This window comes from Bacillus sp. EU63, from assembly GCF_038592915.1.
Taxonomy (GTDB): domain Bacteria; phylum Bacillota; class Bacilli; order Bacillales; family Bacillaceae; genus Bacillus; species Bacillus velezensis.
Genome location: NZ_CP151944.1, coordinates 3,457,725 through 3,482,560 on the forward strand (window position 1 = coordinate 3,457,725; position 24,836 = coordinate 3,482,560).

The window sequence follows — 24,836 nt, forward strand, 5'->3', positions numbered from 1 at the left end:
CATGTAACGGCAACAAAAAAATGAAAACGCGAGATTGTTTCATATATATGGGTAACGTATAATATTTTGTATGCAATTCATTAAATATACAGGAGAATGCGAAATGAAAATAAAATTATCGATTTTATCCGCGGCGGTTCTGGCCGCAGGCATTACCGCCTTTGTCTGGCCAAAAACAGAGGCCAATGAAAAAATGCAGACGGACGCCCTGTATGTTTCTCCGGCAGGCAGCGACCAAAATGAAGGAACGAAAGAAAAGCCGTTCCGCACATTAAAACATGCGGCTGAAAAGGCAGAGGCCGGGACAACCGTATTGATTCGGGAAGGGACGTACGATGAAACGTTTGAAGTAAAGCACAGCGGCACGGCCGAAAAGCCGATTACATTTCGGAACTATCAGAATGAGCATGTCTCAATCAGCGGCAAATCTGCGCCAAAAAGCGATTCTGAAACTCCGTTAATTCAAATCCGCAATAAAGAGTACATTACCATTCACGGCGTTACGCTTGAGAATCTCTCCGTATCATCAGAAGATGCAACGGCCATGGGAATCTTCGTCACCGGATCAAGCAGTCATATCAACATTGACGGCAACCATATCCGAAACATTAAAACCACGGCTGATGAGGGAAATGCACACGGCATCGCATTTTACGGCACAGGCGCCATGAAGGATGTCAGCATCACAAATAATACGGTTGAAAAACTGACGCTCGGCGCAAGCGAAGCGGTCGTGCTGAACGGGAATGTTGACGGATTTAAGATTGTCGGCAATACCATCCGGGACAATAACAATATCGGGATTGACGTGATCGGATACGAAGGAACGTCCAAGCAAAACGACTATGCGCGAAACGGCGTCATTGAAAACAATACGGTGAGCCATAACTCTTCTTACGGAAATCCCGCTTACGGAGATGAATATTCAGCGGGCGGTATTTACGTTGACGGCGCAGAACATGTGGACATTAAGAATAACACCGTTTACAACAATGACCTCGGCATTGAAGCCACTTCCGAACATAAAGGGAAATACGCGCGAGATATCCGGATTACGGATAACAAGGTGTACGGCAATGCTTACACCGGTATTTCAATCGGAGGCTATGACACGAAACGCGGCGGCACCATCAATTCGGTGATCGCTCATAACATTATGTATCGAAATGACACGAAGGACCTTGACGGCGGCCAGCTGCTGCTGCAGTACGGCACAAAAGGGAACACGATCGAAAAAAACATCATGACGGCAAGCGGTTCACGGATTTTTATCGCAAATGATTATACGAAAAACGAAGGCAATACCGTTAATCATAACGTCTATCACAAAGAAGCGGGAAAAGGCGGCATTTGGAATTGGAAGAACAGAGAATATGATTCATTCACAGCGTACCAAAAAGGAACGGCAAACGATTCGGATTCCATTTATGCGGACCCGATGTACCGTGACGAATCGTCTTATGACTTTACATTAAAGCCCGGATCACCGGCCCTGCCCGTCATTCAGTAACGAAACCATTTAAAAAAGCCAGTCTATATCAGACTGGCTTTTGTATTTATACACGAAGGAATTTCCGGATGGAAGTCAGACTTCCCCATACTCCGATAACCGCGCCGATCAGAATGAGCACAAGTGATACTTGGAACACAAACGGGCTGTACGGCAGAAGTGAAACAAATGAGCCCTGAACTTTCGGGGCCACCCAAGCGACCATCGACTGGTACGTACTCAGCACGAGAGCGATCGGTATGATAGAACCGAATACCCCCAGCAGCAGCCCTTCCAGGAAGAACGGCCAGCGGATAAACCAGTTTGTCGCGCCGACAAGCTTCATGATTTCAATCTCTTTTCTTCTGGCGAAAATCGTGATTTTAATCGTATTTGAAATTAAGAACATCGCCGTGAACAGAAGGCCGATGATTAACGCAATCCCGATGTTGCGTGACACCCCGACGATCTTAAACAGACGGCTGACTTCTTCTTTCCCGTATGTCACTTTATACACATGATCAAGCTTCTCAATTTTTTTCGCGACTTTCGGCGTATCATGCGGATCTGTCGTTTTGACGATAAACGCGTTGTTCAGCGGGTTTTCCTGATCTTGCATTTTCATGGCCTTTCCGCTGTCGCCGAAGCTTTTGACCAATTGATCAAGCTCTTTATCTTTAGATGAAAACTCTACGCTTTGAATTCCCGAGATGTCTTTAATCTCATTCTGCAGCGTATCCTGCGTTTTCTTATTGGACGTCAGATCGATTAATACTTTAATTTCCACTTCTTTTTCAGCATTTTTAGCCATGTTGTTTAAATTCAGCATAATGACTAAAAACACGCCGACCAAAATCAATGTAACGGTAACGGCACTGATGGATGCAAATGTCATCCATGTGTTTCTTCCGAGAGATTTAAAACTCTCACGCAAATGGCGCCCGAGAATTTTAATCATAAGAACCATACTCCCCTCTTGACTCATCACGCACAATAATTCCGTCTTCGATCGCGATGACCCGTTTCTTCATGGTGTTTACTATTTCTTTATTGTGTGTCGCCATCACGACGGTCGTTCCGCGGTTATTAATCTCTTCCAGTGTCTTCATCACTTCCCATGATGTTACCGGATCAAGGTTGCCCGTCGGTTCGTCAGCTATCACGACGTCAGGATTGTTGACGATGGATCTTGCGATGGAAACACGCTGCTGTTCTCCTCCGGAAAGCTGGTCGGGAAACTGCCGTGCTTTATGCTTCAGCTGCACAAGATCGAGCACTTCGAGCACGCGTTTTTTAATGACTGACTGCTGCTCTCCGATAACCTCAAGCGCAAACGCTACGTTTTCAAATACCGTCAATTTCGGAAGGAGTTTGAAATCCTGGAAAACAACACCTATTTTACGCCGCACGAAAGGAATCTCTTTTTCTTTCACAGCCGCGAGATCTTTATGGTTAATCAATATTTGCCCTTTTGTCGGTTTTTCTTCTCTGTAAATCATTTTAATAAAAGTAGATTTACCGGCTCCGCTCGATCCTACGACATATACAAATTCTCCGGGATGAATCATGACTGACAGCCCGTTAATCGCTTTTACACCGTTCGGATAGGATTTATATACTTCTTTCATCTCTATCATGAAATCACCTAATCTTTTATTTATGTCTTGCAGCCATAGAGTTCGCAAACATATAGCGGTTTATGGCCGATTCGTCAGGAAACAGATGAAAAATCTGAAAGTTCCTTTTCCTCAGTACACTTCATTATACGTCAAATTTAGACATATTACTATTACAGTTTCTTTTCATTCCCAGACCGAGAAAAAACCTTGCCCCTATAACAGGCAAGGTTTTTCTGTTATTTTTTCTGTGACAGCCATTTTGCGATCTTCGCGGCTTCCTCATCATTTACAAGATGGCTCGGCATATTGCCGCGTCCGTTTTTAATGATGCTTTCAATTTTAGCTTCATCATACTTCCCGCCGACTTCCTGTAAATTCGGACCTCCGCCGCCTTCTAAGTCTTTACCGTGACAGCCGATACAACTTTGCTGATAAAGCTCTTCGCCCGCTGACGCAGATGCTTTTGATCCGCCTGAGCTGTCAGAGCTTTCTTTTTTCGATTCATTGGATCCGCCACATGCCGCCAGCAGGACGGACATGGTCAGAACCAGCGCCAGCAGCGCCCATTTTGATTTCATATGTAAGATGCACCCCTTCGCTATTATAACCCCGTTTACGCGCGTTTGAAACCCTCGCCGAGCACCTCGCTTGCGTCTGCGACAATAACAAAGGCTGACTCATCAATTTGTTTGACGATTTGTTTCAGTTTTGTGAATTCGGTCTGGCCGACGACACACATTAAGATCGGCCGGTCATGTTCCGTATACCCGCCGACTGCGGAAATCTTCGTCACACCCCTGTCGATTTCTTTAAACACAGCCGATCTGACGGCTTCTTCATGCTGCGTAATGATTAAAGCCATTTTGGAACGGTTGAACCCGACCTGCACGACATCAATCGTTTTGCTTGAAATAAATACCCCGAGCATCGCATACAGTCCCTGCTCCACTCCGAAAACGAGCATCGCGCTCAGCACAATTAATCCGTCCATGATGGCAAGGCACGTTCCCAGCGAAAGCCCCGTGTATTTGTGAATGATCTGCGCCGCCAGAGCCGTTCCCCCTGTTGAGCCTTTGCCGAGATACACGATGCCGATTCCCGTTCCGATCCCGACGCCTCCGAAAATCGCCGCCAGCAGTTCATGGGTCGTCGCGGCAGGCAGATCTCTTGTTAAAAAGACGGCGAGCGGCAGAACGATGGAACCGACCAGTGTCTTCATTCCGAACTTCCCGCCGAGAATGATCACTCCGGCGATAAACAAAGGGATGTTAATAATCCACTGCACGTAAGCCGGTTCAAAACCAAACGTTTCTAAAATGGTGCTGATCCCGCTTACTCCCCCCGCTGCTATACGGTTCGGCAGCAAAAATACGTTAAACACGATCCCCGTAATCGCCGCGCCGATCATGATGTATATATAATCTTTGATCAGACGGAGCGGCTTATTGTGATTCACATCCATGCAAAATCCTCCGTTCTCCGATTTTCTCTCGATAGCATTTTAAGTCTTCCCGGCTTAGAAGTAAATAACAGCCAAATACCGTATTAATTTGCTAAAGCGCTGTTGTGAAAAATGGAAAAGAGAACGGATAAAAAAACACACCTTGCCACAGGCAGGTGTGTTCCCGGATTACGACAGTTTAGAACGTAAATAGGCGTCAATGAAGATATCGATATCTCCGTCCATAACCGCCTGCACGTTCCCCATTTCCGTATTGGTGCGGTGATCTTTCACCATGGAGTACGGATGGAAGACGTACGAGCGGATTTGGCTGCCCCAGCCGATTTCTTTCTGTTCGCCGCGGATTTCGTCAAGCTCCGCCTGCTGTTCTTCAATTCTGCGCTGATACAGCTTCGCTTTGAGCATTTTCATCGCCCGGTCGCGGTTTTTGATTTGTGAACGTTCCGTCTGGCACGTGACGACTACATTTGTCGGGAGGTGGGTGATCCGAACGGCTGAATCAGTCGTATTGACGTGCTGTCCGCCGGCACCGCTCGCCCGGTACGTATCAACTTTAATATCTTCGGTACGAATATCAATGTCGATTTCTTCATTGAATTCAGGCATGACTTCACAAGACACGAATGACGTGTGACGGCGGCCTGATGAATCAAATGGAGAAATCCGCACGAGGCGGTGTACGCCTTTTTCCGCTTTTAAATAGCCGTATGCATTGTGGCCTTTAATAAGCAGTGTGACTGACTTAATTCCTGCTTCATCTCCCGGGAGATAATCAAGCGTTTCAACTTTGAAACCGCGTCTTTCCGCCCAGCGGGTATACATTCTGAGCAGCATGGAACCCCAGTCCTGGGATTCCGTACCGCCGGCCCCCGGATGAAGTTCTAAAATCGCGTTATTTTTGTCATATGGTTCACTGAGCAGCAGCTGAAGCTCAAATTCATTCAATTCCTTCGTTAATGACTTCAGCTCTTTTTCAAGCTCTTGCTGAAGGTCCTGGTCAGGTTCTTCTTTTAAAAGATCATGTGTCATTTGCAGCTCTTCGTGAGACTCGCTCAGCTGATGATAGGAGTTCACGTATTCTTTCAGACCGTTCGCTTCATTGATGACGGTTTGGGCCTTCTGCTGGTCATTCCAGAATTCCGGTTCCGCCATCTTTTCATCTAATTCTGCAATGCGGGCTTCCTTTGATTCGAGGTCAAAGAGACCCCCTGAAGTCCGCTAAACGAGAAGCCATATTTTCGAGCTCTGCCCTGATTTCTGATAATTCCATTCCATTCACCTCATTAAAAGATCCGGGGCGCCATAAGACGCAGACCCGGTCATGTTCGATGCATACAGTCGTGACTATTCTGTCCGGCCGCAGCAATTTTTATATTTTTTTCCGCTTCCGCAATGGCAAGGCGCGTTGCGTCCGATATCTACGACTTTGCGCACCGGCGCTTTTTTCGCTTGTTTGGCCTCATCGCCGTCCTGCGGCTGGTGAGCCGTCGTTTGGCCCTGAACAACTTCTTCGCGTTCCAGATTGCTTTCAATCTCGGCCTTCATGACGAATTTCGCAACCTCGTCCTCAATGGACTCAATCATGTGCTCAAACATAGCGAAACCTTCCATTTGGTATTCACGCAGCGGATTTGTCTGCGCATAGGCGCGAAGGTGAATCCCTTGACGCAGCTGATCCATCGCATCAATATGATCCATCCATTTTGAATCGACGGCACGCAATACGATGACTTTTTCGAATTCACGCATCTGCTCTGTGCCGAAATTCTCTTCTTTTTCATTATATTTTGTCATGATGCGATCCATGATCATCTCGTGCATTTCATCCGGTTCTTTTCCGAAGATATCGCTCTTTTCAAGCGCGCCTTCATCAAGATACGTTGTATTCACAAGCTCCACGAGGCCGTCAAGATTCCATTCTTCCGGAAGCTCCTCTTTCGGCGTATAAGCGGCAATTGCACGCTCCAGTGAAGACTTGATCATGCCTTCCACAATGTCACGCAGGTTTTCAGAGTCAATGACTTCAAAACGCTGCTTGTAAATGACTTCGCGCTGCTGACGGAGCACGTCGTCATATTGAAGAAGCTGTTTACGTGAATCGAAGTTGTTTCCTTCGACACGTTTTTGAGACGATTCCACGGCGCGTGACACCATTTTGCTCTGAATCGGCGTGGAGTCATCCATACCGAACCGGTCAAGCATCGCCATCGTCCGTTCAGCTCCGAAACGGCGCATCAATTCATCTTCCATTGAAAGATAAAATTGTGTGATACCCGGGTCTCCCTGACGCCCTGAACGTCCGCGGAGCTGGTTGTCAATCCGGCGGGATTCGTGGCGTTCCGTACCGACGACTGCAAGGCCGCCAAGCTCTTTTACGCCTTCACCGAGTTTAATGTCGGTTCCGCGTCCCGCCATGTTGGTCGCAATTGTGACAGCGCCTTTTTGTCCCGCTTCTTCAATGATCTGAGCTTCACGCTCATGGTTTTTCGCGTTCAGCACCTGATGCGGAATTCCTTTATTCTTCAGAAGTTTAGAAATCAATTCAGATGTTTCAACGGCAACCGTACCGACAAGAACGGGCTGTCCGGTCATGTAGCGCTGGGCGACATCCTCCGCCACCGCCTTGAATTTCCCTTCCATTGAGCGGTAGATCAAGTCCGGACGGTCGTCACGGATGACCGGCTGGTTGGTCGGAATGGACACAACCTGCATGTTATAAATATTGCGGAATTCTTCCTCTTCCGTTTTTGCGGTACCGGTCATGCCGGCAAGCTTTTCATACATACGGAAATAGTTTTGGAACGTAATCGTCGCCAGAGTCATGCTTTCATTTTGAATCTCCAGGCCTTCTTTCGCTTCAATCGCCTGGTGAAGGCCTTCGCTGTAGCGGCGTCCTTTCATCAGACGGCCGGTGAAGGAATCGACGATGACGACCTGGCCGTCCTCAACAACATAATCCACGTCTTTCTGCATCGCCGCATGGGCTTTTAAAGCCTGGTTGATATGGTGGTTCAACGCCACGTTTTTGACATCAAACAGGTTGTCGATGCCGAACGTTTTTTCAGCCTTCGTCATTCCTTCTTCCGTCAGCTGAACGCCCTTCGTTTTGACGTCATACGTATAATCCTGATCTTGCTTGAGTGTGCGGACAAACGCATTTGCCTGCACGTACAGTTTTGTGGACTTCTGAGCTTGTCCGGAAATAATCAATGGCGTTCTCGCTTCATCGACTAAAATGGAATCGACTTCATCAATAACAGCAAAATGAAGCGGGCGCTGCACCATTTGTTCTTTATAAAGCACCATGTTGTCACGCAAATAATCAAAGCCGAGTTCATTATTCGTTGAATATGTGATATCGGCCGCGTAAGCTTCGCGTTTTTCGTCTTTTGACAACGAATTCAGATTCAGGCCGACTGTAAGCCCGAGAAACTCGAAAATTTCTCCCATTTGCTGGGCATCACGGCTTGCCAGATATTCGTTGACCGTTACGATGTGAACGCCTTTTCCCGTCAACGCGTTTAAATATACCGGAAGGGTGGACGTCAGCGTTTTCCCTTCCCCTGTTTTCATTTCTGCGATATTCCCCTCATGAAGGGCAAGGCCCCCCATCAGCTGCACTTTAAACGGGAACATGCCGGTTACGCGGCGTGAAGCTTCACGAACGACGGCAAACGCTTCGACAAGAAGGTCATCCGTCGTTTCTCCTTTTTCAAGCCGCTCTTTAAATTCTGCCGTTTTTTGTTTAAGCGCATCGTCAGAGAGATTTTCATAATCTCCTTTTACAGCATCAATGTCATTCGCTATTTTTTCGTATTTGTTCAGCGCACGTTTGGTCGGATCAAACATTTTATTTAAAATCCCAAGCATCTATAACGCTCCTCTATGTTCACATGCAGATTTTGCATGGAATAAATGATAATTTTCTGTCCATGTATACCTCTCATTATCATAACATACCTTTTGCTATTTCCAAAGAATTTGCAGATAAAGATAGAGAAAAACCTTCCGCGCGTTCACGGAAGGCTGGGTGGGTTTATTCAGTCGGTTCAATTAATCCGTATTTGCCGTCATTTCTGCGGTAAACGACATTTGTGAGATTCGTCTCCGCGTTGGTGAATACGAAGAAATTATGTCCGAGCATATTCATTTGGAGAATCGCTTCTTCATTATCCATCGGTTTTAAATTAAAACGCTTTTGACGGACAATTTCCGGGCTGTCATCTTCAATTTCGTCCTGAACCGCTACGCCCGTATCAGCAGCGCTGCCGTTCTCGAAATAATGTTTCGGAAGACCCTGCTCGCGGAATTTTCGGTTGACTTTTGTTTTGTGCTTTCGGATTTGACGTTCCAGCTTGTTTGTTGCGAGATCAATTGCATTGTACATATCCTCGTTATGCACTTCGGAACGAAGCGCCAGATCAGTCATCGGAATGGTGACTTCAACTTTGGATTCCTTATCATTATAGAATTTCAAGTTGACGTTCACATCGGCATTGACGCTCTGCTCGAAATATCGTTCCAGCTTGCCGATTTTTCTCTCCACATGATCCTTTAACGCAGGTGTAACCTCAATGTTTTCTCCTCTGATATTGTAGTTCATCAAAGAACGCCTCCCTTTATCTAAGGATATGTAACTATTTCTCTTTTACCCCTTCTGATCCCTTCTGAAACGTTAAAATAATGTGTAAATTCGGTGAACGATGACGAATGGTGTCGGTTTTATCCCGCAGCTTCCGGCAGGATTATAAGTATATGCAGAAGACGCAGGCAAAAGACCTGCCGCTTGCAGCAGGTCTAGTGAAGAACATACGGTTTGATGCAGTCGTGCGTCTGCTCCATCCATAGCTTATAATGCGGCAGAAAGATGGTTTTTAAAAACTCCTGAAAAGGGGCGGACGGGAAATCATAATCATTTAACATGCTGAAATCCTGAAAGATCTCGTCAAATGAGCGGATCGCCGTCTCCACGCATCGGCACTCAATGATAGACAGCAGAAGCGCATGAGAGGAATCGAGATGAAAAAAAGCCTGAATCAAATCGTTGTAAATCCGCTCGCCCTCCGTCTTAAAAAAATCATCCTGCGTGTCCAACAGGTAGCAAAGCCCCTCATCAATCGTAAAAAGAAGCTGGTAATAGGCTGACACCAAATGGTAATCGTTCAAACTTCTCAAAACACTCACCTATTTGCGTTTGTCGTAATAACGGCCGTCACTTGTCGTTTGATGATACGGATTGAAATACGTATTATGGTAGATTCGTTTTTTCTTAAGCGTTTTTATTTCATTTCGGATACCATCCTGAATCCGTTTCACTTCGCCGGTAATCAGGCGGTCCATCGCGGCCACCTGCTGAAGCAGCGTTTTTTCTTCTTCGGAAAAAGGCGGCTTTATGCCCGCAAGCATCTCCTCCCTTTTCTCCGTAAATGCCGTAACGCTGCTGATAAGACTGTCGCTTTCCGGGGCGTCCTTCAGCGCGGCGTACATGTTCTTCGTTTCGTTATACAAAGCAAAGACATTGCTGTTCATCAGGCAAGGCCGCCCGCGCCATGGCTGTTTTTCCGTTCACTCTGCATGGCCTGCTTCCACGTGTCGCGAAATTCAGTAACGAGCTTTTCCGCTTCATCTAAAAACTCTCCGTTATTCTGCACGTTCGCGTCGATCAGCCGGCGGCGGATGTAATCATAAATGGATGACATCTGCTCGGAAATCTCAATCTCCCGGTTTAACGTGATGCTGAGCTCTTGAATGATGTTTTGCGCCTTTACGATATTTTCATTTTTGGCTTCAAGGTTGTTTTGCTTCATCGCCTGCCTTGCCAGCTTAATGAATCGCAGGCAGCCGTTATAAAGCATAAGGGTCAGCTCTTCCGGAGCGGCTGTAAAGACGGATGTCTGCTGATAAGCAGCAAAAGGATTATTTATTGCCATTTTTATAAAACCTCCAAGGTTATGATGTTGAAGATCCTAACATTGACGTGAGATATGAAGATTGGCTGTTCAATTTCTCCAATGCCGTATCCAGTGCGCTGAACTTTTTATAATATCTCGTTTCGATATCATCCAGCTTCGTTTTCATATTGGAAATATTTGTTTCTATTTCATTCAGGCTTTTTCCGATGGCAAAGCTGGTTGATACCGAGCTTTCCGTACCCGCCTGTTTTGAAATTTGAGTCTGCATTTTGTTTAATGTGTCTTTTAATCTCCGGGCAATCCCCTGTTCCTCCGGGTTTTTGGTTTTCGCTGTATCAGGGCTGTCTGCATTAAACAGTTTAGCCACGAGAGCAGGATTCTCGGTAATTTTCTGTTTCAGTTTCGCTTCGTCTTTAATGACAAGCTTTCCTTGATCCGTATAACTATCAGACGTCTCAATTCCGAAATCTGCAAGCTGATATTTTTTCCCGTCAATCGTAACCGTTGAGTACAGATCAAGCCGCATCTCCGCCAAACCGTTCTGCAGCGTGCTGTCGCTCCGTAATAAACCGCTTTTGGCCTTTGCTTCCCACTGCTCAATCTGCTTATCGGTCATCGCTTCTCTTTGTTCATCGGTTAGCGGCTTATAATCACGGTATTTTGATTCCGACGCCTTCTCGTTTACACTTTTAATTAACGTATTGTATTTATCAACGAAATCTTTAATGTTGTCAAAAATGCCGTCCGTATCAGTCGTGCTGTTAATCGTAACCGTTTTATTGCTGTCCGTCACGCTGTTCAGCGTGTATTTGATGCCGTTGATCGTAAAGTTATTGGACGTTTTGGTCATTTCAAGCCCGTTGAACGTAAACTTCGCGTTTTTCCCTTCGGCATTGGCCGTCAGTTCATTTGTTGCATCATCAACGGCAAAACCGAGCTGATCTTTCAGAAAGCTTTTGGTTGCGTCATCACCTGCGGCAAGGGTAAATCCTTCCCCCGTTTTATTGGAAGTGAACGCAATCGTATCCACATAATCCGTGCCGTTGGAAATTTTCTCTTTTAAAGCCGTCACTCCGAGACCCGAGCTGTTCAGTTTGGAAATGACATCGTCAATCGTATCGGTTGCGGCGATCGTGACGTTTACCTCAGTCGGCTTCGTTTCACCCGGATTTGTGACATTGAATTTCAATGTTTGGCCCTGACCCGAAGTGAAATTGATGGCCCCCGATGATTTATAAGTCGTCGGCGTAGCCAGCTGCTGTACAGACATGCTCGTTGAAATATTCTGTTCAGCACTGACGGCCGTCGCGCTGACACTGGAATCCGAACTTGTTACTGTTTTTTTATTCCAGTTTGTAGACATCAGCATATTATTAAATGTAGTAGAATACATGTCGGCAATCTGGGTATTCATTTCCCGATAAGCATCGCGCTTCCATTCAAGCGTCTGCTTTTGCTGGTTTAATTTATTAAGCGGCTGCTTTTCGGCATCCATCATTTTTTTCACCAGAGAATCTACATCAAGACCGGAATTAAGGCCTGTGATTCTTGTGACCATATGTACCCTCTCCTTTTCGGCGTTTAGTCGTAGACGGCTCTATGACAACAGTGAGTTTCCGACTGTTTATCATATCACAGCTCCATAAATGTATGATCTTATTCTTATATCGGTCAGATTATAAGGTTTTCAATAATTTAACTGCAAATTATAACGTTTCATTTTGTCAATAGGGTTCTTTGGCTTGCTGAAGGGGGAGATAGCTGAAGAAATAAAAAAAAGACCCTGGAGAACCAGGATCTTTCCGTCATTAACCTTTCAGCAATTGAAGAACTTGCTGAGGCTGTTGGTTAGCTTGCGCAAGCATAGCTTGAGAAGCCTGAGTAAGGATGTTGTTTTTCGTGTACTCCATCATCTCAGAAGCCATGTCTACGTCACGGATACGTGATTCAGCAGAAGTCAGGTTCTCAGAAGAAGTACCAAGGTTGTTGATTGTGTGCTCTAAACGGTTTTGAACCGCACCAAGTTTAGCGCGCTCGCTAGATACTGTGTCGATAGCTGTTTTGATTGTTGTAAGAGCTGAAGACGCAGCTTTAGCTGAAGAAGAGATGTCGATACCTTTAGATAACTTTTCGCCTTCTTCTAGTTTTTCACTTCCTACTAGAGCACCTTTATCATCATAATAACCAGCTTCTTTTGTAACTTTACCGTCTGTTACTTCTTCATCTGCCCAAGTAGCAGTGCTATTTCCATCACCTGATTTAAGTGTTCCATCAGCTTGAGCTGTATAAGTCGTACCAACATTCAGGCTTTCAGAGTCCATTTTATTGATAGACAAAGTCATGGTTTGACCTTCGTTAGCTCCGATTTGGAACGTAAGATCTTTTGCAGTTCCGTCAAGAAGTTTCTTCGTGTTGAACTCAGTGTCAGTAGAGATTCTTGTTACTTCAGATGATAATTGATCCATCTCTTTTTGAAGCTCAGAACGGTCAGAATCTGTGTTTGTATCGTTTGCCGCTTGTGTAGCAAGCTCGCTCATACGCTGAAGAATGCTGTGAGTTTCGTTCAATGCACCCTCAGATGTTTGGATAAGAGAGATTCCGTCTTGAGCGTTTTTAGAAGCCATGTCTAAACCGCGGATTTGAGAACGCATTTTTTCAGAGATCGCAAGACCCGCAGCGTCATCACCAGCGCGGTTGATGCGAAGACCTGAAGATAATTTTTCCATGTTTTTTGCAGCAGAGTTTGAACCTGCATTCAGCTGACGGCTAGTGTTAAGAGCCGCGATATTGTGGTTGATTCTCATTTTGTATTTCCTCCCTGAATTGTTTTTCGCACGTCCTTGTGCATTTGCGCAGCGTCATTCTGAAGAAAATTTTTCCTCTCATTGGCTACACTATATATATCGGATGGCCGCTTCTATTGTTTATATTGAAAATAAAAAAATCCTCACTTTTTTTGTGAGGATAGGTTAAGTAATAAATCAGTATTAAAAGATACGGCTCTGTTGTTCTCTTCCAGGATCGACAAGTAGATTTCTTTCCGATGAATATCTACGTGCTGAGGCGCTTCAATTCCCAGCTTCACTTGCTCTCCTTCGATTGCGATCACCTTTATTTCAATATCCGGCCCGATCTGAATGGACTCATTCACTTTTCTTGAGAGAACTAGCATGATCCTCCTCCTATCAGATGTTTTGTTTCATAGGAAGCATCATGTAAAATGATTTGTTTCGCCTTCATTTCCTTTTTATTGACGATAATCGGCGCTTTTAAATTGGCGGTCGTGTTTTCAAAAGGCTCTTCCAGCGTTAAAATCGCCATCACTTCGACGTCCTCTATATCTTCAATATGCAAAAGCTCAAGCGTCGCATGGTCAATGTCAAATTCGTACCCTTTAAAGAAAATAAACGGACTGGCGACAATAAAGGCGATATGCTCCTGTTTCACAGACTGCAGCGCCAAAAACGGTGAATCTTCCGACAAAGGAAGAACAACAAATTGAGTCTCGTCATTAAATCCCGGCAGGCCGTTTTCAAATGAGATAATCTGCCCTTCGTCTATTCTGATTTCTCCGTGATATTTTGTTTTAATTATCATGCTTCACAATCCTTTACCACTTTCATCTTTTATTCTGCGTTGCCATCGTCAACCGAAATCGTCACCTTAGGGTCTTGCATCATATCAATCTGAACTTTCCCCGGCGTATAATTCCATACAGGTTTATTGACGGCTGCTTCAATTGAAGGTTTGCGGGCTTCAATATCAATCGTAAGCTTTGAAGGAATGCAGTCAATGTCGACGAGAAACTGCGCAGGCAGAAAGTCGCTGAATTCGCCGAATGGATCGGGCGGACTGACATCTGCTGCCTGCCGGGCCATCACATTGCCCGTTTTCTTTTCGATAGCCGCCATTTCCTTCCCTTCCCTGACTGTTTTGGCAATAAACTCGCTGCAGGCTTCCGCACCTTTTTGAGCGGCTTCAGCGTTCAGCTTTTCAAATGATTTGAGATTCAAGTTCTCCCACGCCCTCGTCTGGTCAATCGTCAGTTTGGCCGGCGTGCTTTCAATGTTCAGCTCTGCCGGCGGCTGCTCGATTTCCAAGTCAGCGGGCGGCTGTTCCATCTCGATTTCTTCCTTTTGAAAGGTTATACCGATTTTAGCAGGCACACTGTCAATAATCAATCTCGGTATCTGCACAGAGATCCCCCCTGTTTATAGTATTTTAGTAAAAAAAGCGATCTCCCTGGTGTGAGTCGCTTTTTTATATATTGAAGACGGTCAGTTATATTATTTCAGAAAGTCAATCAGTGACGGCTGGATGATATTCGCATTCACTGACAGCGCTGCTCTATGAACCGTCTGTTGAGATAAATAATCAACAATTACATCTTCCATTTCTACATCTTCATTATCGGACAATACTTTTTCAGCGGTTGCCGCTTGTGATTCCAATCTTGTCTGAATGAGTTCCAATCGGTTTGTGCGTGCGCCGATATTGGATTTTTCAGCATTCATTTTATCAGTAAAACCGTCAATATCTGACAGAATTTGATCTGAATCTGCTTCGGACAGCGTGCCTTTGCTTAAAGAAGCTTCTAAGGAGTTGAGAAATTCAAATACATTATCTCCATTTTGTGCGACGCCTCCGAAAGCTGAGTTTGGATCAGAATTCACTTTAAGCACTGCTCCGTTTGAGATGTTGATGTTAACATCCGAAGCACCGGTATAATTCTCATAGTTGTACGTATATGTGCCGTCGGCATTTTCAGTGATCGGCGGGACGTCAGAATTTGTTCCGTTAAACAGATAACGTCCGTTTACCTGAGTATTCGCGACAGAAACGAGCTGCTTTTTCAGCTGGCCGATTTCTGTACCGATTGCTTTCAATTCTGTTTCACCGTTCGAATCACTTTTCGCCTGAACCATCAAGTCCCGGATTTTCCCCATAATATCCGTTTCCGAGTTTACGCTTGATTCCGAGTTTTCCAGCCATGTAAAGCCTTGCGAAACATTCCGCTGATACTGGTTTACCTGCGCAAGCTGAGTACGGTACTGCATTCCCTTCATTGCAACGACCGGATCATCAGAAGCTTTCGTGATTTTTTTCCCCGTAGATACTTGCTGCTGAAGCCGATCGAGCTTGTCATAACTTGAGCCGATAAATCGAAGAGAATTTTTTGCGATCATCCCTTGAGTTACTCTCATTTACTTATCTCCTATCTTCCTCCGGTGCCCATACCGTTAATAATTTTATCGAATATTTCATCCTGCATCGTTATGATCCGCGCAGCCGCATTATAAGCGTGCTGAAACTGAATCATATTTGTCATTTCTTCATCTAAAGAAACTGCACTGACTGATTGTCTCCGTTCATCGGCTGAAAGGGTGTTGCTTTCAGAGTTGTTCATAAGATTGGCCGCTTTTTGTGAATTAACGCCCAGCTTTCCGATAAGGGATTCATAAAAGTCATTAATTGTAGTGGTTTCACCGTTAATAGTCAGCTTGCTGTTCTGTACGGCTGCAAGATTTGTCGCGTTTGTGCCGTCACTTTTTTCTCCGTTTAACGACGCTGCGATATTATCAGTAGACGCAAGAATTTTGTCACTGACTTTTATTTTCGCTGCCGCACCTTTTGCCGGCACCGCTTCATCACCGCTGAAATCAAAAAATGCTGCACCCTGTTCGCCTGTATAGGTCTTCCCTTTTTCATGAACTGCATTAAACGCGTCAGCAAAGGATAGCGCCATATTGTCAAGAGCCGTCAGCATTTCAGGATAAAGACCTTTTTCTTCTCCATTTGACATATAGCCGTATGATTCAATAAGACCTAAAAGTGAGCCTTTACCGGTAAATGCATCCGCGTTGACCGTACTGCTGCCGACTGACACACTCGACACGAGGCCGCTGTCCTTGTCGTAGTTGATTTTCATTTCTGAAACTGTTTTTGTGTTACCGTCGAGCAGCGTACCGAGAGAATTGTTGTTCCCGTTCAGCAATTCGACGTTAACCGTGCCCTCAGCAGTCGCCAAGGCATGTCCGCCCGACTTATTATATGAAACTTTTATATTTGCCATAGAAGATAATTGATCAATTAATCTGTCTCTTTGGTCATACAAATCATTAGGGAGCATACCGCTCGGCTCAACTGCCGCTATTTGATTGTTAAGGTCATTCAGCTGATTGAGAATGGAATTGACCTGATCCGCTGTGTTATCCAGGTTCTTTTTAATATCACCCTGAATGTTAGTCAAAGAGGTAGATATATAGTTAAAACTTTCGGCAAGAGATTTCCCCTGCTCCTGCAAAACTGAGCGCGCTCCCGTATTTTCCGGATTCGTCGCCAGATCCTGAAGGGCATTCCAAAACGAACTGAGCGATCCGTTTAATCCGTTATCGTCAAGCTCTTTCATGACGCCTTCCATTTGCGACAATGAATTGGAACGGGCTGTATAGTACCCTAATTTTGTATTTTCAGTTCTGTACTGATAGTCTAAAAAACTGTCTCTGACGCGCTCAACTGAACCGGCTTTTACTCCTGTTCCGATTTGGCCGGCCGTCAGATCACTATTTTTTGATACTGCGGGATAAGGGCTCGTCGATTGTAATGTGACGCGCTGCCTCGTATATCCTTCTGTATTTGCATTTGCAACGTTATTTGAAACTGTGCTTAATGCAGTCTGCTGCGCACTCAATGCACGCCTTGCTGTTTCGAGCCCCATAAAAGTCGATGGCATTGAAAATCCTCCGTTCTAAGCTTTTGAATCGAATAATGTCAAACGGCTGACAGGCTTGCGCGCCGCTTGCGGCTCTTTATAATTCATATTCTCTTTTTCACCCGGCATGATCATATCGAATGCCCCGGAGATAAATTGTAAAGCCTGAATCGTGAGCTGTTTGTTCATCTCATTCACTTCTTTCAGACGGTCAAGAAGCGCAGACAAAGAGTGAAATAACCCTTCAAGCTCCTGTTTTTCACTGCCTGAAGTTCTGGAGATGCATGCAGCAATTGTATTGTCCTCACCGCGGCTGAGAAACTGAGAAGTTAACCTGATTCGTTCTTCCTCAGTCTGCCCGATTGCCTGAATATACTTTTGCTCTTTGGTCAATATGTTGGAGAGCTCTTTTGTTTTACCTGCTTTCAGCGCTTCCGTTTTCTCCTCAGACAGCGTGAGCAGATGTTCATGCAGTGCGCAAAGTCGCTTCAGTTGATCAATAATTGGCTTTGCTGACATTGGCTTTCTCCTTTTTATTGCTTTTTATAGAAATTCACTATATTTTCAGCGATGCTGTTTGAATCTATTTTATATGTTCCGCTCTCTATATCCGCTTTAAGCTGAGCGATTTTTTCCTGACGTGTTTTAGTGACCGCATCTGACGCATTTTGAAGCTCTTTTGCATGAGAAGAAATTTCCACTTTGTCCTTCGGCTTTGCAGCCTCTTTTTGTACGGCTTGCTTTTCGTAATTTTTTTGGTATGGATTAACGGATTGTGTTCCGTACTGATTGATTTTCATAGGATTCCTCTCGCTTTCTGTTCGCAGTCTAATTCTTTTATCGACTGCGTTATCAGTTAGTTTAGGGAATCAGGTGTTTTTGGTATTATAGGCATAGTATGTGTCTTTTGTACTGTTTTTTTCATCGAATTCAGCGGCTGTTTTTTGGTTCATATGGTCTAATTGCGACTCAATATCTGTCTGACAGGACTTGCAAAATTTCCCCGTCCTGATCGGATTTCCGCACCTTTCGCAAGGATACGCCAAATTTGGAAGCTGGCTGATCTGAATCCTTTTTTGTTTGATAAACTTGAGGATCAGCTCTTCATCCACACCTGTTTCCTCAGTGATCTGCTGCATCGTCGACTGTCTGTTGATCTGCTTTCTCAAAAATTTATAGACGGTTTCAAATGCTTTTTCTTCTTCTTTAATACATGCCTGGCACACGGTCTGCAGGTTCGTTTTAAAAAATAAAGCATTGCATTTTGGACAATTCGCCAATTCACCCATCGTATTAACTCCTATTCCTTCTTTAATCTGCCTTATATTTCTATCAATTATATCGGCAGAAAAAAAGAATGATTTAGCTCCTGATTAAAGTAAAAGAGGAGACCGATGACGCTTTACCCGCTGTCAGCAGGACTTCGGCGGCTTGATGCAGTGTGGCGCCCGTCGTATAAATATCGTCTATTAAGATGACGTTCATACCTTCGGCCGAGTTTTCGGCTGCTGAAAACTTTTTTTCTGCGGACAGCCTTTCTGTTTTGCTCTTTTTGGATTGTTTTTCATTGTTCAGTCGGATGAGGGGGAAAATGACGGGCATTCCGAGCAGAGAGGCCAGCAGCTCGGATTGATTGAATCCGCGTTCCGCCAGCCGTTCGCCGCTCAGCGGAATAGGGATGAGAGTATGTGTATTTGATGGATATGCCGCTTTAAAGCCGGCAGCAAAGTCACGTTCAAATGCTTGAATGATTTTCGCATCGCCCCTGAATTTAAACCGGGCCAATGAGTCCTTCATCGCATCATTATACAAATATACCGAACGGTTTTGCCGCAGCAAAAAGCGCTTTTCCGTTTTTGATTCCCGGGCCGCACAATCAGCGCATTTTTCATTTGACTCCCGAGGCCTCCCGCATATACTGCATACGGGGCCTTCAATTTTTTCGAATCGGCTGCTGCATATGGTGCATACCTCTTGCTCGGGCGCCAGAGAAAACAAAGATCTCCAAGTCAATGAACTTGAAATTGGTGAGTCACACAATAAACAATTCAGAGATATTACGCTCCTTCCCGAGTTTCACAGAACTCGCTTGGATTAACCGAAACAATCGCCGCTGATTCAGCCAGAATGACAAGCAGCGCTGTATTTTTCTGTTTATCAACTATCTCTGCTTTTGCATAAGCAACTTTCTTTTTATCTGTAACATATGCCGGCTCAGCCCGGTTTAATGAAAGTGCTAGTACATCATTTTTGCATACCCGGCATGTGCATTTCATATGAAGCTGAGGCATATGGCGGTCGAGAAGTTCCTTTAATATGATTTCTTTAGAATTGACAAGCATGCTGACAGCTCCTCATAGGAAAGTATGAGTATACTGTATCACGTTTTCTGAAATTAACTAGTCCAACAATTTACTTTTTTGTGCCAATTTGTTCATATGTTCTATATGTTTTTTTGCTTTTTTCATTCCGTTTGTCATTCCGAAATGAAACATGACGACATCACCGCTGAAATGTTTATAATGCCTTCCCGTTCTGCCCGCGATCTGTACGAGCGCGCTCTCAGTAAAGATAGGTGCTTCTGCGCCGAGGACACATGTCTGAACTTTGGGTACGGTAACTCCTCTTTCTAAAATCGTAGTCGTTACCAGCAGGTCAAGCAGGCCGTCTCTGAACCGTTTCACTTTATCCTTTCTGAATGTGTCTTCCGCATGTACGCCTTCTGCCCGTATGTTTAATTTCTGAAAATAATCCGTTGTCTTTTTCAATACGTGTACAGACGGAACGAATAAGAAAACCGGCAGCTGTGATTGAAGTTTTTGGCGGACCCAATCCGTTACAGAGCGCGGCAGTTTTCCTTTCTGAAGCTTCTTCTTCCAATTGCCGCACCACAAAAAACGCGGCTCCGGGAGGGGTTTCCGATGATATCTGGCCGGTATGCGGACGCTTTTCAGCAAACCGGCTTCAGCCTTCTTTTTTAATGTGTCTGAAGGAGTTGCCGTTACATAAACAAGGGCGCTGTTTTTCTTCCTCGCTTTATCAACAGCGAATCTTAATGTCTCATCGGCTGAAAAAGGAAACGCATCTACTTCATCTATTATCATGACATCAAAAATGTCTCGGTAGCGCATCAGCTGGTGAGCGGTTGAAATCATCAGCGGAGTCAGGCGGCCTTTGTCTTCGCTGCCGCCGTACAAAGCAGAGACTTCGACTTTCTCAAATGCTTTTTTCAGTCTCGGCAGCAGTTCAAGTACGACATCTGTACGCGGAGTCGCGACACAGACGCGCAAACCGTGATTCAGCGCAAACTCGATACCCGGAAACAGCATCTCTGTTTTCCCCGATCCGCAAACCGCCCATACTAACAGCTCTTGTCTCTCTTTTATCGCATCTGTAAGCGCGGCGGCCGCCCGCTTCTGTCCGTCTGTCAGTGTTCCTTCCCAAGAAAGCTTTACAGGCTCCCAGCTGTTTTCAGGGATTTGATTCCAAGAATATAATGATGTCAGTTCATCAGCCCTTCCCATCATGACACAGGCACGGCAATAGGTAATCTGCCTTTTGGCAGAGGGCGCCCAAAATGCCGCAAAGCTGGCTTGATCAGACTGACCGCATCGTTGGCAGACGTAACGGTTTTTCCGACGGATGATTGACGGCTCGGCCGTTATATATTCTTTTTCTGTAAAACGCTTGATACGCTGGTCTGAGAACGGTATCTCAGATCTCAATAAATGCCGGCCGTAAAAGAAATCCCGCACCTCTGAAAATTCTGAAGCACCCTCGGACATCTCCCTGCCTCCTTTCTGCTCAAAGTATGCCTGCCGGGAATTTTTTTGTCGAATCACGAAAACTTAATAATAAAAAAATCTCCGCCCTTGAAAACGGAGATTTTCACTTAGTTTTTAAAGCACCAGCCGATTCCGATGGCGCCTTCGCCCAAATGGGTTCCGATCACGGCACCGAAATAGCTGTTATAGAATTCGACATGAGGATATTTACCGCTTAACTCCTGTATAATATCCGCCGCTTCTTCTTCCCTGTTTGCATGGATGACAGCTGCCCGCATCGGGATTCCTTTACTTGCATCCTCCCCAAACAGCTCAAAAATTCTCGAAATCGCTTTTTTGCGTGTCCGAATCTTCTCAAAAGGAACAATTACCTTATTGTCAAAATGAAGAATAGGCTTTACCTTTAACAGACCGCCGATAAAAGCCTGAGCACTGCTTAGACGCCCGCCCCGCTGGAGGTGTGATAAATCGTCCACCATAAAATACGCACGGACTGTTTTTTTCATATCATCCAGCTCTTTTATAATCTCTTCCGGTGAGTCAACACCGTCTTTAATGAGCTGTGCTGCCTTTAATGCATAAAAACCTTGTGCCAAACAGCTGATCTCTGAATCAAAGGGATAAACTTTAATATGATCAACCATAGTGTTTGCCGAGGCGGCGCTGTTATATGTTCCGCTGATTCCGCTGGACAAATGTATGCTTATGACTGCGTCATATGTTTTGCCCAGTTCTTCGTACAATGCGATTAATTCACCGAAAGAAGGCTGAGACGTAGTCGGCAGCTCATCATGATTTTTTACTTCTTTATAAAAACTTCTCCAGTCGAGTTCTGTTTCTTCGCGGAATGTTTTTTCACCGAAAACCACTTGGAGAGGGATCATATGAATATGATGTTCTTCTCTCATCTCTTTCGGAATATATGCTGTACTGTCTGTTACAACTGCAATCTTCATCACTTTACCTGCCTTATTAAGTACTTAATAAGTATTTTAATAGATATGCAGCTGTAAAAAAAGACTTGCCATAACAGGCAAGTCTTCTCACACATGACTAACGCATCTCTACCCAGCCGTTTTTAATGGCCACGACAACGGCTTGTGTCCGGTCATTAACGTTCATTTTCTGCAAAATATTACTCACGTGGTTTTTCACTGTTTTCTCACTGATAAACAATGATTCACCGATTCCGCGGTTGCTTTTTCCGTCTGCAAGCATTTGCAGCACTTCACATTCCCGTCTCGTTAATATATGTAATGGTCTCCGGATTTCCGGGTAAACCTCATGCTGAGGATGAGCAGAAACTCCGCTTGTCGCAAGACGGCGGAATTCGTTGACAAGATTGTGGGTTACTTTCGGGTGAAGGTAAGAACCGCCCTCGGCTACCACTTTCACTGCTTCGATTAAAGTATCTGCGTCCATCTCTTTCAGGAGATAGCCTCTTGCACCTGTTTTTAAAGCATGAGTCACATAGTTTTCATCATCATGGATGGAGAGGATAATCACCTTAGATTCAGGGTACAGCTCAACAAGCTGTTTAGTAGCCTCTACTCCATTTACATTCGGCATATTGATGTCCATTATGACAACATCGGGATGGTAATGCTCGACGATTCGAGCCGCCTCATCTCCATCGTCACCTTCTGCTACCACTTCAAAGGTAGGTTCAAAATCCAATATTCTTTTTACACCCTCACGGAATAGTTGATGGTCGTCGATAATAACAATATTTACTTTAGTCACACGCTACGCCTCCTTATCCTATTGTTCTATATACGCCGCTGTTCGGTCAATATGTCTTTTGGCTCTATTTAACAAATTATAGGCCGAGAGATAACGGAACCTTAATCATGATAAATGTCCCAAGACCTATTTTAGAGTCTATCGTTATCGTTCCTTCAAGCAGATCTACTCTTTCTTTCATTCCCAGCAAGCCGAATGACTTGTTTTTCTTTTGTTTAGCATCCTTAATATCAAAGCCTTTTCCGTTGTCCTTAATGATGAGAACGACAAAATCAGCGGTTACTTCCACTTTTACTGTAATTTCCTCTGATTCTGAATGCTTGAGTGCATTTGTGACGGCTTCCTGAGCGAGACGGAAAAGCGCCACTTCAAATTGCGGGGCAAGCCTTTGGTTCTCCGTGTCTCCGATACACTGAAAATGTATTTTCACCTTTCCGTTGTATTCTTCAGTTGTATAAAGATATTTTCTCAGTGTCGGAATCAGCCCGAGATCGTCCAATGCCATCGGTCTTAAATCATATATAATCCTTCTGACTTCGTAAAGGGCATTCCGCACATTCTGCCGCAGATTTCTGATTTCCTGAAATCCGTCCTCCGTGCCGCGGTCGCGGAAGATCCGTTCAATTAATTCTGATCTCATCATGACATTTGCCAGCATTTGCGCGGGACCGTCATGAATTTCTCTGGAAACTCTTTTTCTTTCTTCCTCTTGGGCTTCAATGATTCTTAAACCGAAATCTTGTTTAGCCTGCGCATCGGCAAGAAGAAGCCCTACTTGGCGAAGGTCTTGATTCAGGTAATTCAGAACGACGGTTATTTGGCTGACCAATGATTCTGACCGTTCAATGATTTCCTGAAGCCCTAAAAGCCGGCGTTCTAAATCATCTCTTCGCTCCCGCAGCTGCTTTTCACGCTGTTGGATCATCGTCAGTTCCACTTGAAGTTTGTGCGCCTTTTCATAGGCGTTGCGAATTTCTTCTTCGCTGAACTTATGGAAATTTCTGCTTACTTCAGACAAGCGGTTTCGTGCGTGCCGCGTATGAACTTCAAGTTTGTCGCCCAGCTCAATGACTTCGTAGACCTGCTGTTTGATCTGTTTGAGTTCTTCAACCAGCTGCTCATATTGCTGGCGCGACTGCTCTCCGATTTGAAAAACCTCGTCCTTGCTCCCGTCCACGGTTTTCAGCATTTTCATAAGTATAGAATCCAAAACTTTGGAGTCCATCTTCGATTTATTCATCTGTCTCCCTCCGTAACGGTGTTGTTATGTATTTTTATTATAAATGTAATTGAACTGCAATTTATGTCGAATTATAATGAAAGAATGCGTATATTCTAGAAAAAAACATTTTTATATAGTATCTTACTCTTTCATGATACCAAAATATGCGCAAAAATTCTAAAGTCTGTTCGAATTTGTAGAAACAAGTCTTTTAATGCTTGTCAGGAGGGTCCAGCAATCATGCTGCACAGCTATTTAACAGTTAAAGAAACGGGTGAACATGAGATTGTGATTGAAAAATCGCGTTTTATCTGTCACCTGAGCCGTGCTGCTTCTGAAGAGGAAGCGCAGGAATTTATACAAAAGATAAAAAAACAGCACTGGAATGCGACTCATAACTGCTCAGCTTATCTGATCGGCGAAACCGACCATATACAAAAGGCGAATGATGACGGAGAACCAAGCGGCACAGCCGGCGTCCCCATGCTGGAAGTGCTGAAAAAACGCGGTCTGAAAGATACCTGCGCGGTGGTTACCCGGTATTTCGGCGGAATAAAGCTCGGTGCAGGCGGATTGATTCGTGCATATGGGAAGTCAGTGTCTGAAGGCTTAAATCATATAGGAGTTACGGAGCGGAAGCTGATGCGGATTATGCATACATCAGCGGATTATACGTGGCTCGGCAAGATAGAGAACGAACTGAGAGAATCAGTTTTTTTACTGAAAGATATCCATTATACGGATCATGTCGAATTTGAAACGTACGTTGAAGAAAAAGACAAAGACGAGTTTATAAAATGGATGACAGAGCTGACGAACGGCAAGAGTAAGAATACAGAGGGAGAACTGACGTATTTAGAAACAGACGTCAGCCCTAAAGGAGACTAATGTA

Annotated in this window: 28 protein-coding genes; 2 read left to right on the plus strand and 26 right to left on the minus strand. The window is 44.7% G+C overall.

Annotation, left to right across the window (positions count from 1 at the left end; translation table 11 throughout):
• Nucleotides 1-103: 103 nt before the first annotated feature.
• Nucleotides 104-1,510 carry a right-handed parallel beta-helix repeat-containing protein gene (locus NYE38_RS17325; protein ID WP_276787086.1) on the plus strand — a complete coding sequence of 469 codons (1,407 nt, stop codon included), beginning with the start codon at nucleotides 104-106 and terminating at the stop codon, nucleotides 1,508-1,510.
• A 46-nt stretch (nucleotides 1,511-1,556) separates the two neighbouring features.
• Here the strand turns inward: NYE38_RS17325 and ftsX are convergent, their stop codons facing one another.
• The 26 genes from ftsX to degS form a co-directional block, all read right to left on the minus strand.
• A complete protein-coding gene (ftsX, locus tag NYE38_RS17330; protein WP_007407464.1) occupies nucleotides 1,557-2,447 on the minus strand; it encodes a permease-like cell division protein FtsX in 891 nt (296 codons plus the stop codon).
• Nucleotides 2,440-3,126: a cell division ATP-binding protein FtsE gene (gene ftsE / locus NYE38_RS17335; protein ID WP_017418824.1), complete on the minus strand. Its 687-nt coding sequence runs from the start codon at nucleotides 3,124-3,126 to the stop codon at nucleotides 2,440-2,442. The genes ftsX and ftsE overlap by 8 nt, the downstream gene beginning before the upstream one ends.
• Nucleotides 3,127-3,344: 218 nt before the next feature.
• Nucleotides 3,345-3,686, minus strand: coding sequence for a cytochrome c551 (gene cccB, locus NYE38_RS17340; protein ID WP_003151417.1), 342 nt, complete (start codon nucleotides 3,684-3,686; stop codon nucleotides 3,345-3,347).
• Nucleotides 3,687-3,721: 35 nt separating this feature from the next.
• A complete protein-coding gene (locus tag NYE38_RS17345) occupies nucleotides 3,722-4,570 on the minus strand; it encodes a YitT family protein (RefSeq protein ID WP_017418823.1) in 849 nt (282 codons plus the stop codon).
• Nucleotides 4,571-4,738: 168 nt separating this feature from the next.
• A protein-coding gene (prfB, locus tag NYE38_RS17350) for a peptide chain release factor 2 (protein WP_096034905.1) occupies nucleotides 4,739-5,840 on the minus strand; the annotation gives its coding sequence in 2 pieces (ribosomal slippage) (nucleotides 4,739-5,767 and nucleotides 5,769-5,840; 1,101 coding nt in all).
• Nucleotides 5,841-5,914: 74 nt separating this feature from the next.
• Nucleotides 5,915-8,440: a preprotein translocase subunit SecA gene (gene secA, locus NYE38_RS17355; protein WP_269774223.1), complete on the minus strand. Its 2,526-nt coding sequence runs from the start codon at nucleotides 8,438-8,440 to the stop codon at nucleotides 5,915-5,917.
• 166 nt (nucleotides 8,441-8,606) lie between these two features.
• A complete protein-coding gene (gene raiA / locus NYE38_RS17360) occupies nucleotides 8,607-9,173 on the minus strand; it encodes a ribosome-associated translation inhibitor RaiA (protein ID WP_003151413.1) in 567 nt (188 codons plus the stop codon).
• A gap of 194 nt (nucleotides 9,174-9,367) precedes the next feature.
• A complete protein-coding gene (locus NYE38_RS17365; protein WP_003151412.1) occupies nucleotides 9,368-9,745 on the minus strand; it encodes a hypothetical protein in 378 nt (125 codons plus the stop codon).
• Between the two features lie 9 nt (nucleotides 9,746-9,754).
• Nucleotides 9,755-10,099: a flagella biosynthesis regulatory protein FliT gene (fliT, locus tag NYE38_RS17370; RefSeq protein WP_014419003.1), complete on the minus strand. Its 345-nt coding sequence runs from the start codon at nucleotides 10,097-10,099 to the stop codon at nucleotides 9,755-9,757.
• Nucleotides 10,099-10,500, minus strand: a complete 402-nt coding sequence (fliS, locus tag NYE38_RS17375; RefSeq protein WP_003151407.1) for a flagellar export chaperone FliS — start codon at nucleotides 10,498-10,500, stop codon at nucleotides 10,099-10,101. Before fliS ends, fliT begins: the two co-directional genes overlap by 1 nt.
• Before the next feature lie 19 nt (nucleotides 10,501-10,519).
• On the minus strand, nucleotides 10,520-12,040 hold the full coding sequence (locus tag NYE38_RS17380) for a flagellar hook-associated protein 2 (RefSeq protein WP_025649348.1): 1,521 nt from the start codon (nucleotides 12,038-12,040) through the stop codon (nucleotides 10,520-10,522).
• 250 nt (nucleotides 12,041-12,290) lie between these two features.
• On the minus strand, nucleotides 12,291-13,286 hold the full coding sequence (locus NYE38_RS17385) for a flagellin (protein ID WP_017418819.1): 996 nt from the start codon (nucleotides 13,284-13,286) through the stop codon (nucleotides 12,291-12,293).
• A 143-nt stretch (nucleotides 13,287-13,429) separates the two neighbouring features.
• Complete coding sequence (csrA, locus tag NYE38_RS17390; RefSeq protein WP_003151402.1) at nucleotides 13,430-13,654, minus strand: carbon storage regulator CsrA; 225 nt, start codon at nucleotides 13,652-13,654, stop codon at nucleotides 13,430-13,432.
• Nucleotides 13,648-14,079 carry a flagellar assembly protein FliW gene (gene fliW, locus NYE38_RS17395; protein WP_007407475.1) on the minus strand — a complete coding sequence of 144 codons (432 nt, stop codon included), beginning with the start codon at nucleotides 14,077-14,079 and terminating at the stop codon, nucleotides 13,648-13,650. The genes csrA and fliW overlap by 7 nt, the downstream gene beginning before the upstream one ends.
• A gap of 29 nt (nucleotides 14,080-14,108) precedes the next feature.
• A complete protein-coding gene (locus NYE38_RS17400) occupies nucleotides 14,109-14,678 on the minus strand; it encodes a DUF6470 family protein (RefSeq protein WP_017418818.1) in 570 nt (189 codons plus the stop codon).
• A gap of 90 nt (nucleotides 14,679-14,768) precedes the next feature.
• Nucleotides 14,769-15,686: a flagellar hook-associated protein FlgL gene (gene flgL / locus NYE38_RS17405; protein WP_007407477.1), complete on the minus strand. Its 918-nt coding sequence runs from the start codon at nucleotides 15,684-15,686 to the stop codon at nucleotides 14,769-14,771.
• An 11-nt stretch (nucleotides 15,687-15,697) separates the two neighbouring features.
• Nucleotides 15,698-17,215, minus strand: coding sequence for a flagellar hook-associated protein FlgK (gene flgK, locus NYE38_RS17410; protein WP_014419008.1), 1,518 nt, complete (start codon nucleotides 17,213-17,215; stop codon nucleotides 15,698-15,700).
• 15 nt (nucleotides 17,216-17,230) lie between these two features.
• Entirely contained in the window at nucleotides 17,231-17,713 is a 483-nt protein-coding gene (locus NYE38_RS17415; RefSeq protein ID WP_003151394.1) for a flagellar protein FlgN, read from the minus strand.
• 14 nt (nucleotides 17,714-17,727) lie between these two features.
• Complete coding sequence (gene flgM / locus NYE38_RS17420; protein WP_003151393.1) at nucleotides 17,728-17,994, minus strand: flagellar biosynthesis anti-sigma factor FlgM; 267 nt, start codon at nucleotides 17,992-17,994, stop codon at nucleotides 17,728-17,730.
• Nucleotides 17,995-18,063: 69 nt separating this feature from the next.
• A complete protein-coding gene (locus NYE38_RS17425) occupies nucleotides 18,064-18,483 on the minus strand; it encodes a TIGR03826 family flagellar region protein (RefSeq protein WP_014419009.1) in 420 nt (139 codons plus the stop codon).
• A gap of 73 nt (nucleotides 18,484-18,556) precedes the next feature.
• Nucleotides 18,557-19,246, minus strand: coding sequence for a phosphoribosyltransferase family protein (locus NYE38_RS17430; protein WP_217425079.1), 690 nt, complete (start codon nucleotides 19,244-19,246; stop codon nucleotides 18,557-18,559).
• 5 nt (nucleotides 19,247-19,251) lie between these two features.
• Nucleotides 19,252-19,536 (minus strand): competence protein ComFB, encoded by a 285-nt coding sequence (locus NYE38_RS17435; protein WP_017418816.1) that lies wholly within the window; start codon nucleotides 19,534-19,536, stop codon nucleotides 19,252-19,254.
• Between the two features lie 57 nt (nucleotides 19,537-19,593).
• Nucleotides 19,594-20,979 (minus strand): DEAD/DEAH box helicase, encoded by a 1,386-nt coding sequence (locus tag NYE38_RS17440; protein ID WP_017418815.1) that lies wholly within the window; start codon nucleotides 20,977-20,979, stop codon nucleotides 19,594-19,596.
• 107 nt (nucleotides 20,980-21,086) lie between these two features.
• Nucleotides 21,087-21,935: a DegV family protein gene (locus tag NYE38_RS17445; protein ID WP_237586810.1), complete on the minus strand. Its 849-nt coding sequence runs from the start codon at nucleotides 21,933-21,935 to the stop codon at nucleotides 21,087-21,089.
• 97 nt (nucleotides 21,936-22,032) lie between these two features.
• Nucleotides 22,033-22,722 (minus strand): two-component system response regulator DegU, encoded by a 690-nt coding sequence (degU, locus tag NYE38_RS17450; RefSeq protein WP_003219701.1) that lies wholly within the window; start codon nucleotides 22,720-22,722, stop codon nucleotides 22,033-22,035.
• A 76-nt stretch (nucleotides 22,723-22,798) separates the two neighbouring features.
• Nucleotides 22,799-23,962 carry a two-component sensor histidine kinase DegS gene (degS, locus tag NYE38_RS17455; protein WP_007407484.1) on the minus strand — a complete coding sequence of 388 codons (1,164 nt, stop codon included), beginning with the start codon at nucleotides 23,960-23,962 and terminating at the stop codon, nucleotides 22,799-22,801.
• 222 nt (nucleotides 23,963-24,184) lie between these two features.
• On the opposite strand from degS, the gene NYE38_RS17460 reads away from it, so the two are divergent.
• Nucleotides 24,185-24,832, plus strand: coding sequence for a YigZ family protein (locus NYE38_RS17460; RefSeq protein ID WP_340801881.1), 648 nt, complete (start codon nucleotides 24,185-24,187; stop codon nucleotides 24,830-24,832).
• Nucleotides 24,833-24,836 lie beyond the last annotated feature (4 nt).

What these genes read in the sequence shown, in the direction of transcription:
- NYE38_RS17385 (WP_017418819.1), bottom strand. Translation starts at nt 13,286, where the DNA reads ATGAGAATCAACCACAATATCGCGGCTCTTAACACTAGCCGTCAGCTG.
- secA (WP_269774223.1), bottom strand. Translation starts at nt 8,440, where the DNA reads ATGCTTGGGATTTTAAATAAAATGTTTGATCCGACCAAACGTGCGCTG.
- degS (WP_007407484.1), bottom strand. Translation starts at nt 23,962, where the DNA reads ATGAATAAATCGAAGATGGACTCCAAAGTTTTGGATTCTATACTTATG.
- cccB (WP_003151417.1), bottom strand. Translation starts at nt 3,686, where the DNA reads ATGAAATCAAAATGGGCGCTGCTGGCGCTGGTTCTGACCATGTCCGTC.
- fliT (WP_014419003.1), bottom strand. Translation starts at nt 10,099, where the DNA reads ATGAACAGCAATGTCTTTGCTTTGTATAACGAAACGAAGAACATGTAC.
- NYE38_RS17345 (WP_017418823.1), bottom strand. Translation starts at nt 4,570, where the DNA reads ATGGATGTGAATCACAATAAGCCGCTCCGTCTGATCAAAGATTATATA.
- NYE38_RS17445 (WP_237586810.1), bottom strand. Translation starts at nt 21,935, where the DNA reads ATGAAGATTGCAGTTGTAACAGACAGTACAGCATATATTCCGAAAGAG.
- flgK (WP_014419008.1), bottom strand. Translation starts at nt 17,215, where the DNA reads ATGCCATCGACTTTTATGGGGCTCGAAACAGCAAGGCGTGCATTGAGT.
- NYE38_RS17460 (WP_340801881.1), top strand. Translation starts at nt 24,185, where the DNA reads ATGCTGCACAGCTATTTAACAGTTAAAGAAACGGGTGAACATGAGATT.
- flgL (WP_007407477.1), bottom strand. Translation starts at nt 15,686, where the DNA reads ATGAGAGTAACTCAAGGGATGATCGCAAAAAATTCTCTTCGATTTATC.
- ftsE (WP_017418824.1), bottom strand. Translation starts at nt 3,126, where the DNA reads ATGATAGAGATGAAAGAAGTATATAAATCCTATCCGAACGGTGTAAAA.
- NYE38_RS17435 (WP_017418816.1), bottom strand. Translation starts at nt 19,536, where the DNA reads ATGCTTGTCAATTCTAAAGAAATCATATTAAAGGAACTTCTCGACCGC.
- raiA (WP_003151413.1), bottom strand. Translation starts at nt 9,173, where the DNA reads ATGAACTACAATATCAGAGGAGAAAACATTGAGGTTACACCTGCGTTA.
- NYE38_RS17425 (WP_014419009.1), bottom strand. Translation starts at nt 18,483, where the DNA reads ATGGGTGAATTGGCGAATTGTCCAAAATGCAATGCTTTATTTTTTAAA.
- NYE38_RS17415 (WP_003151394.1), bottom strand. Translation starts at nt 17,713, where the DNA reads ATGTCAGCAAAGCCAATTATTGATCAACTGAAGCGACTTTGCGCACTG.
- ftsX (WP_007407464.1), bottom strand. Translation starts at nt 2,447, where the DNA reads ATGATTAAAATTCTCGGGCGCCATTTGCGTGAGAGTTTTAAATCTCTC.
- NYE38_RS17440 (WP_017418815.1), bottom strand. Translation starts at nt 20,979, where the DNA reads ATGTCCGAGGGTGCTTCAGAATTTTCAGAGGTGCGGGATTTCTTTTAC.
- flgM (WP_003151393.1), bottom strand. Translation starts at nt 17,994, where the DNA reads ATGAAAATCAATCAGTACGGAACACAATCCGTTAATCCATACCAAAAA.
- NYE38_RS17380 (WP_025649348.1), bottom strand. Translation starts at nt 12,040, where the DNA reads ATGGTCACAAGAATCACAGGCCTTAATTCCGGTCTTGATGTAGATTCT.
- NYE38_RS17325 (WP_276787086.1), top strand. Translation starts at nt 104, where the DNA reads ATGAAAATAAAATTATCGATTTTATCCGCGGCGGTTCTGGCCGCAGGC.
- fliS (WP_003151407.1), bottom strand. Translation starts at nt 10,500, where the DNA reads ATGGCAATAAATAATCCTTTTGCTGCTTATCAGCAGACATCCGTCTTT.
- fliW (WP_007407475.1), bottom strand. Translation starts at nt 14,079, where the DNA reads ATGATAATTAAAACAAAATATCACGGAGAAATCAGAATAGACGAAGGG.
- csrA (WP_003151402.1), bottom strand. Translation starts at nt 13,654, where the DNA reads ATGCTAGTTCTCTCAAGAAAAGTGAATGAGTCCATTCAGATCGGGCCG.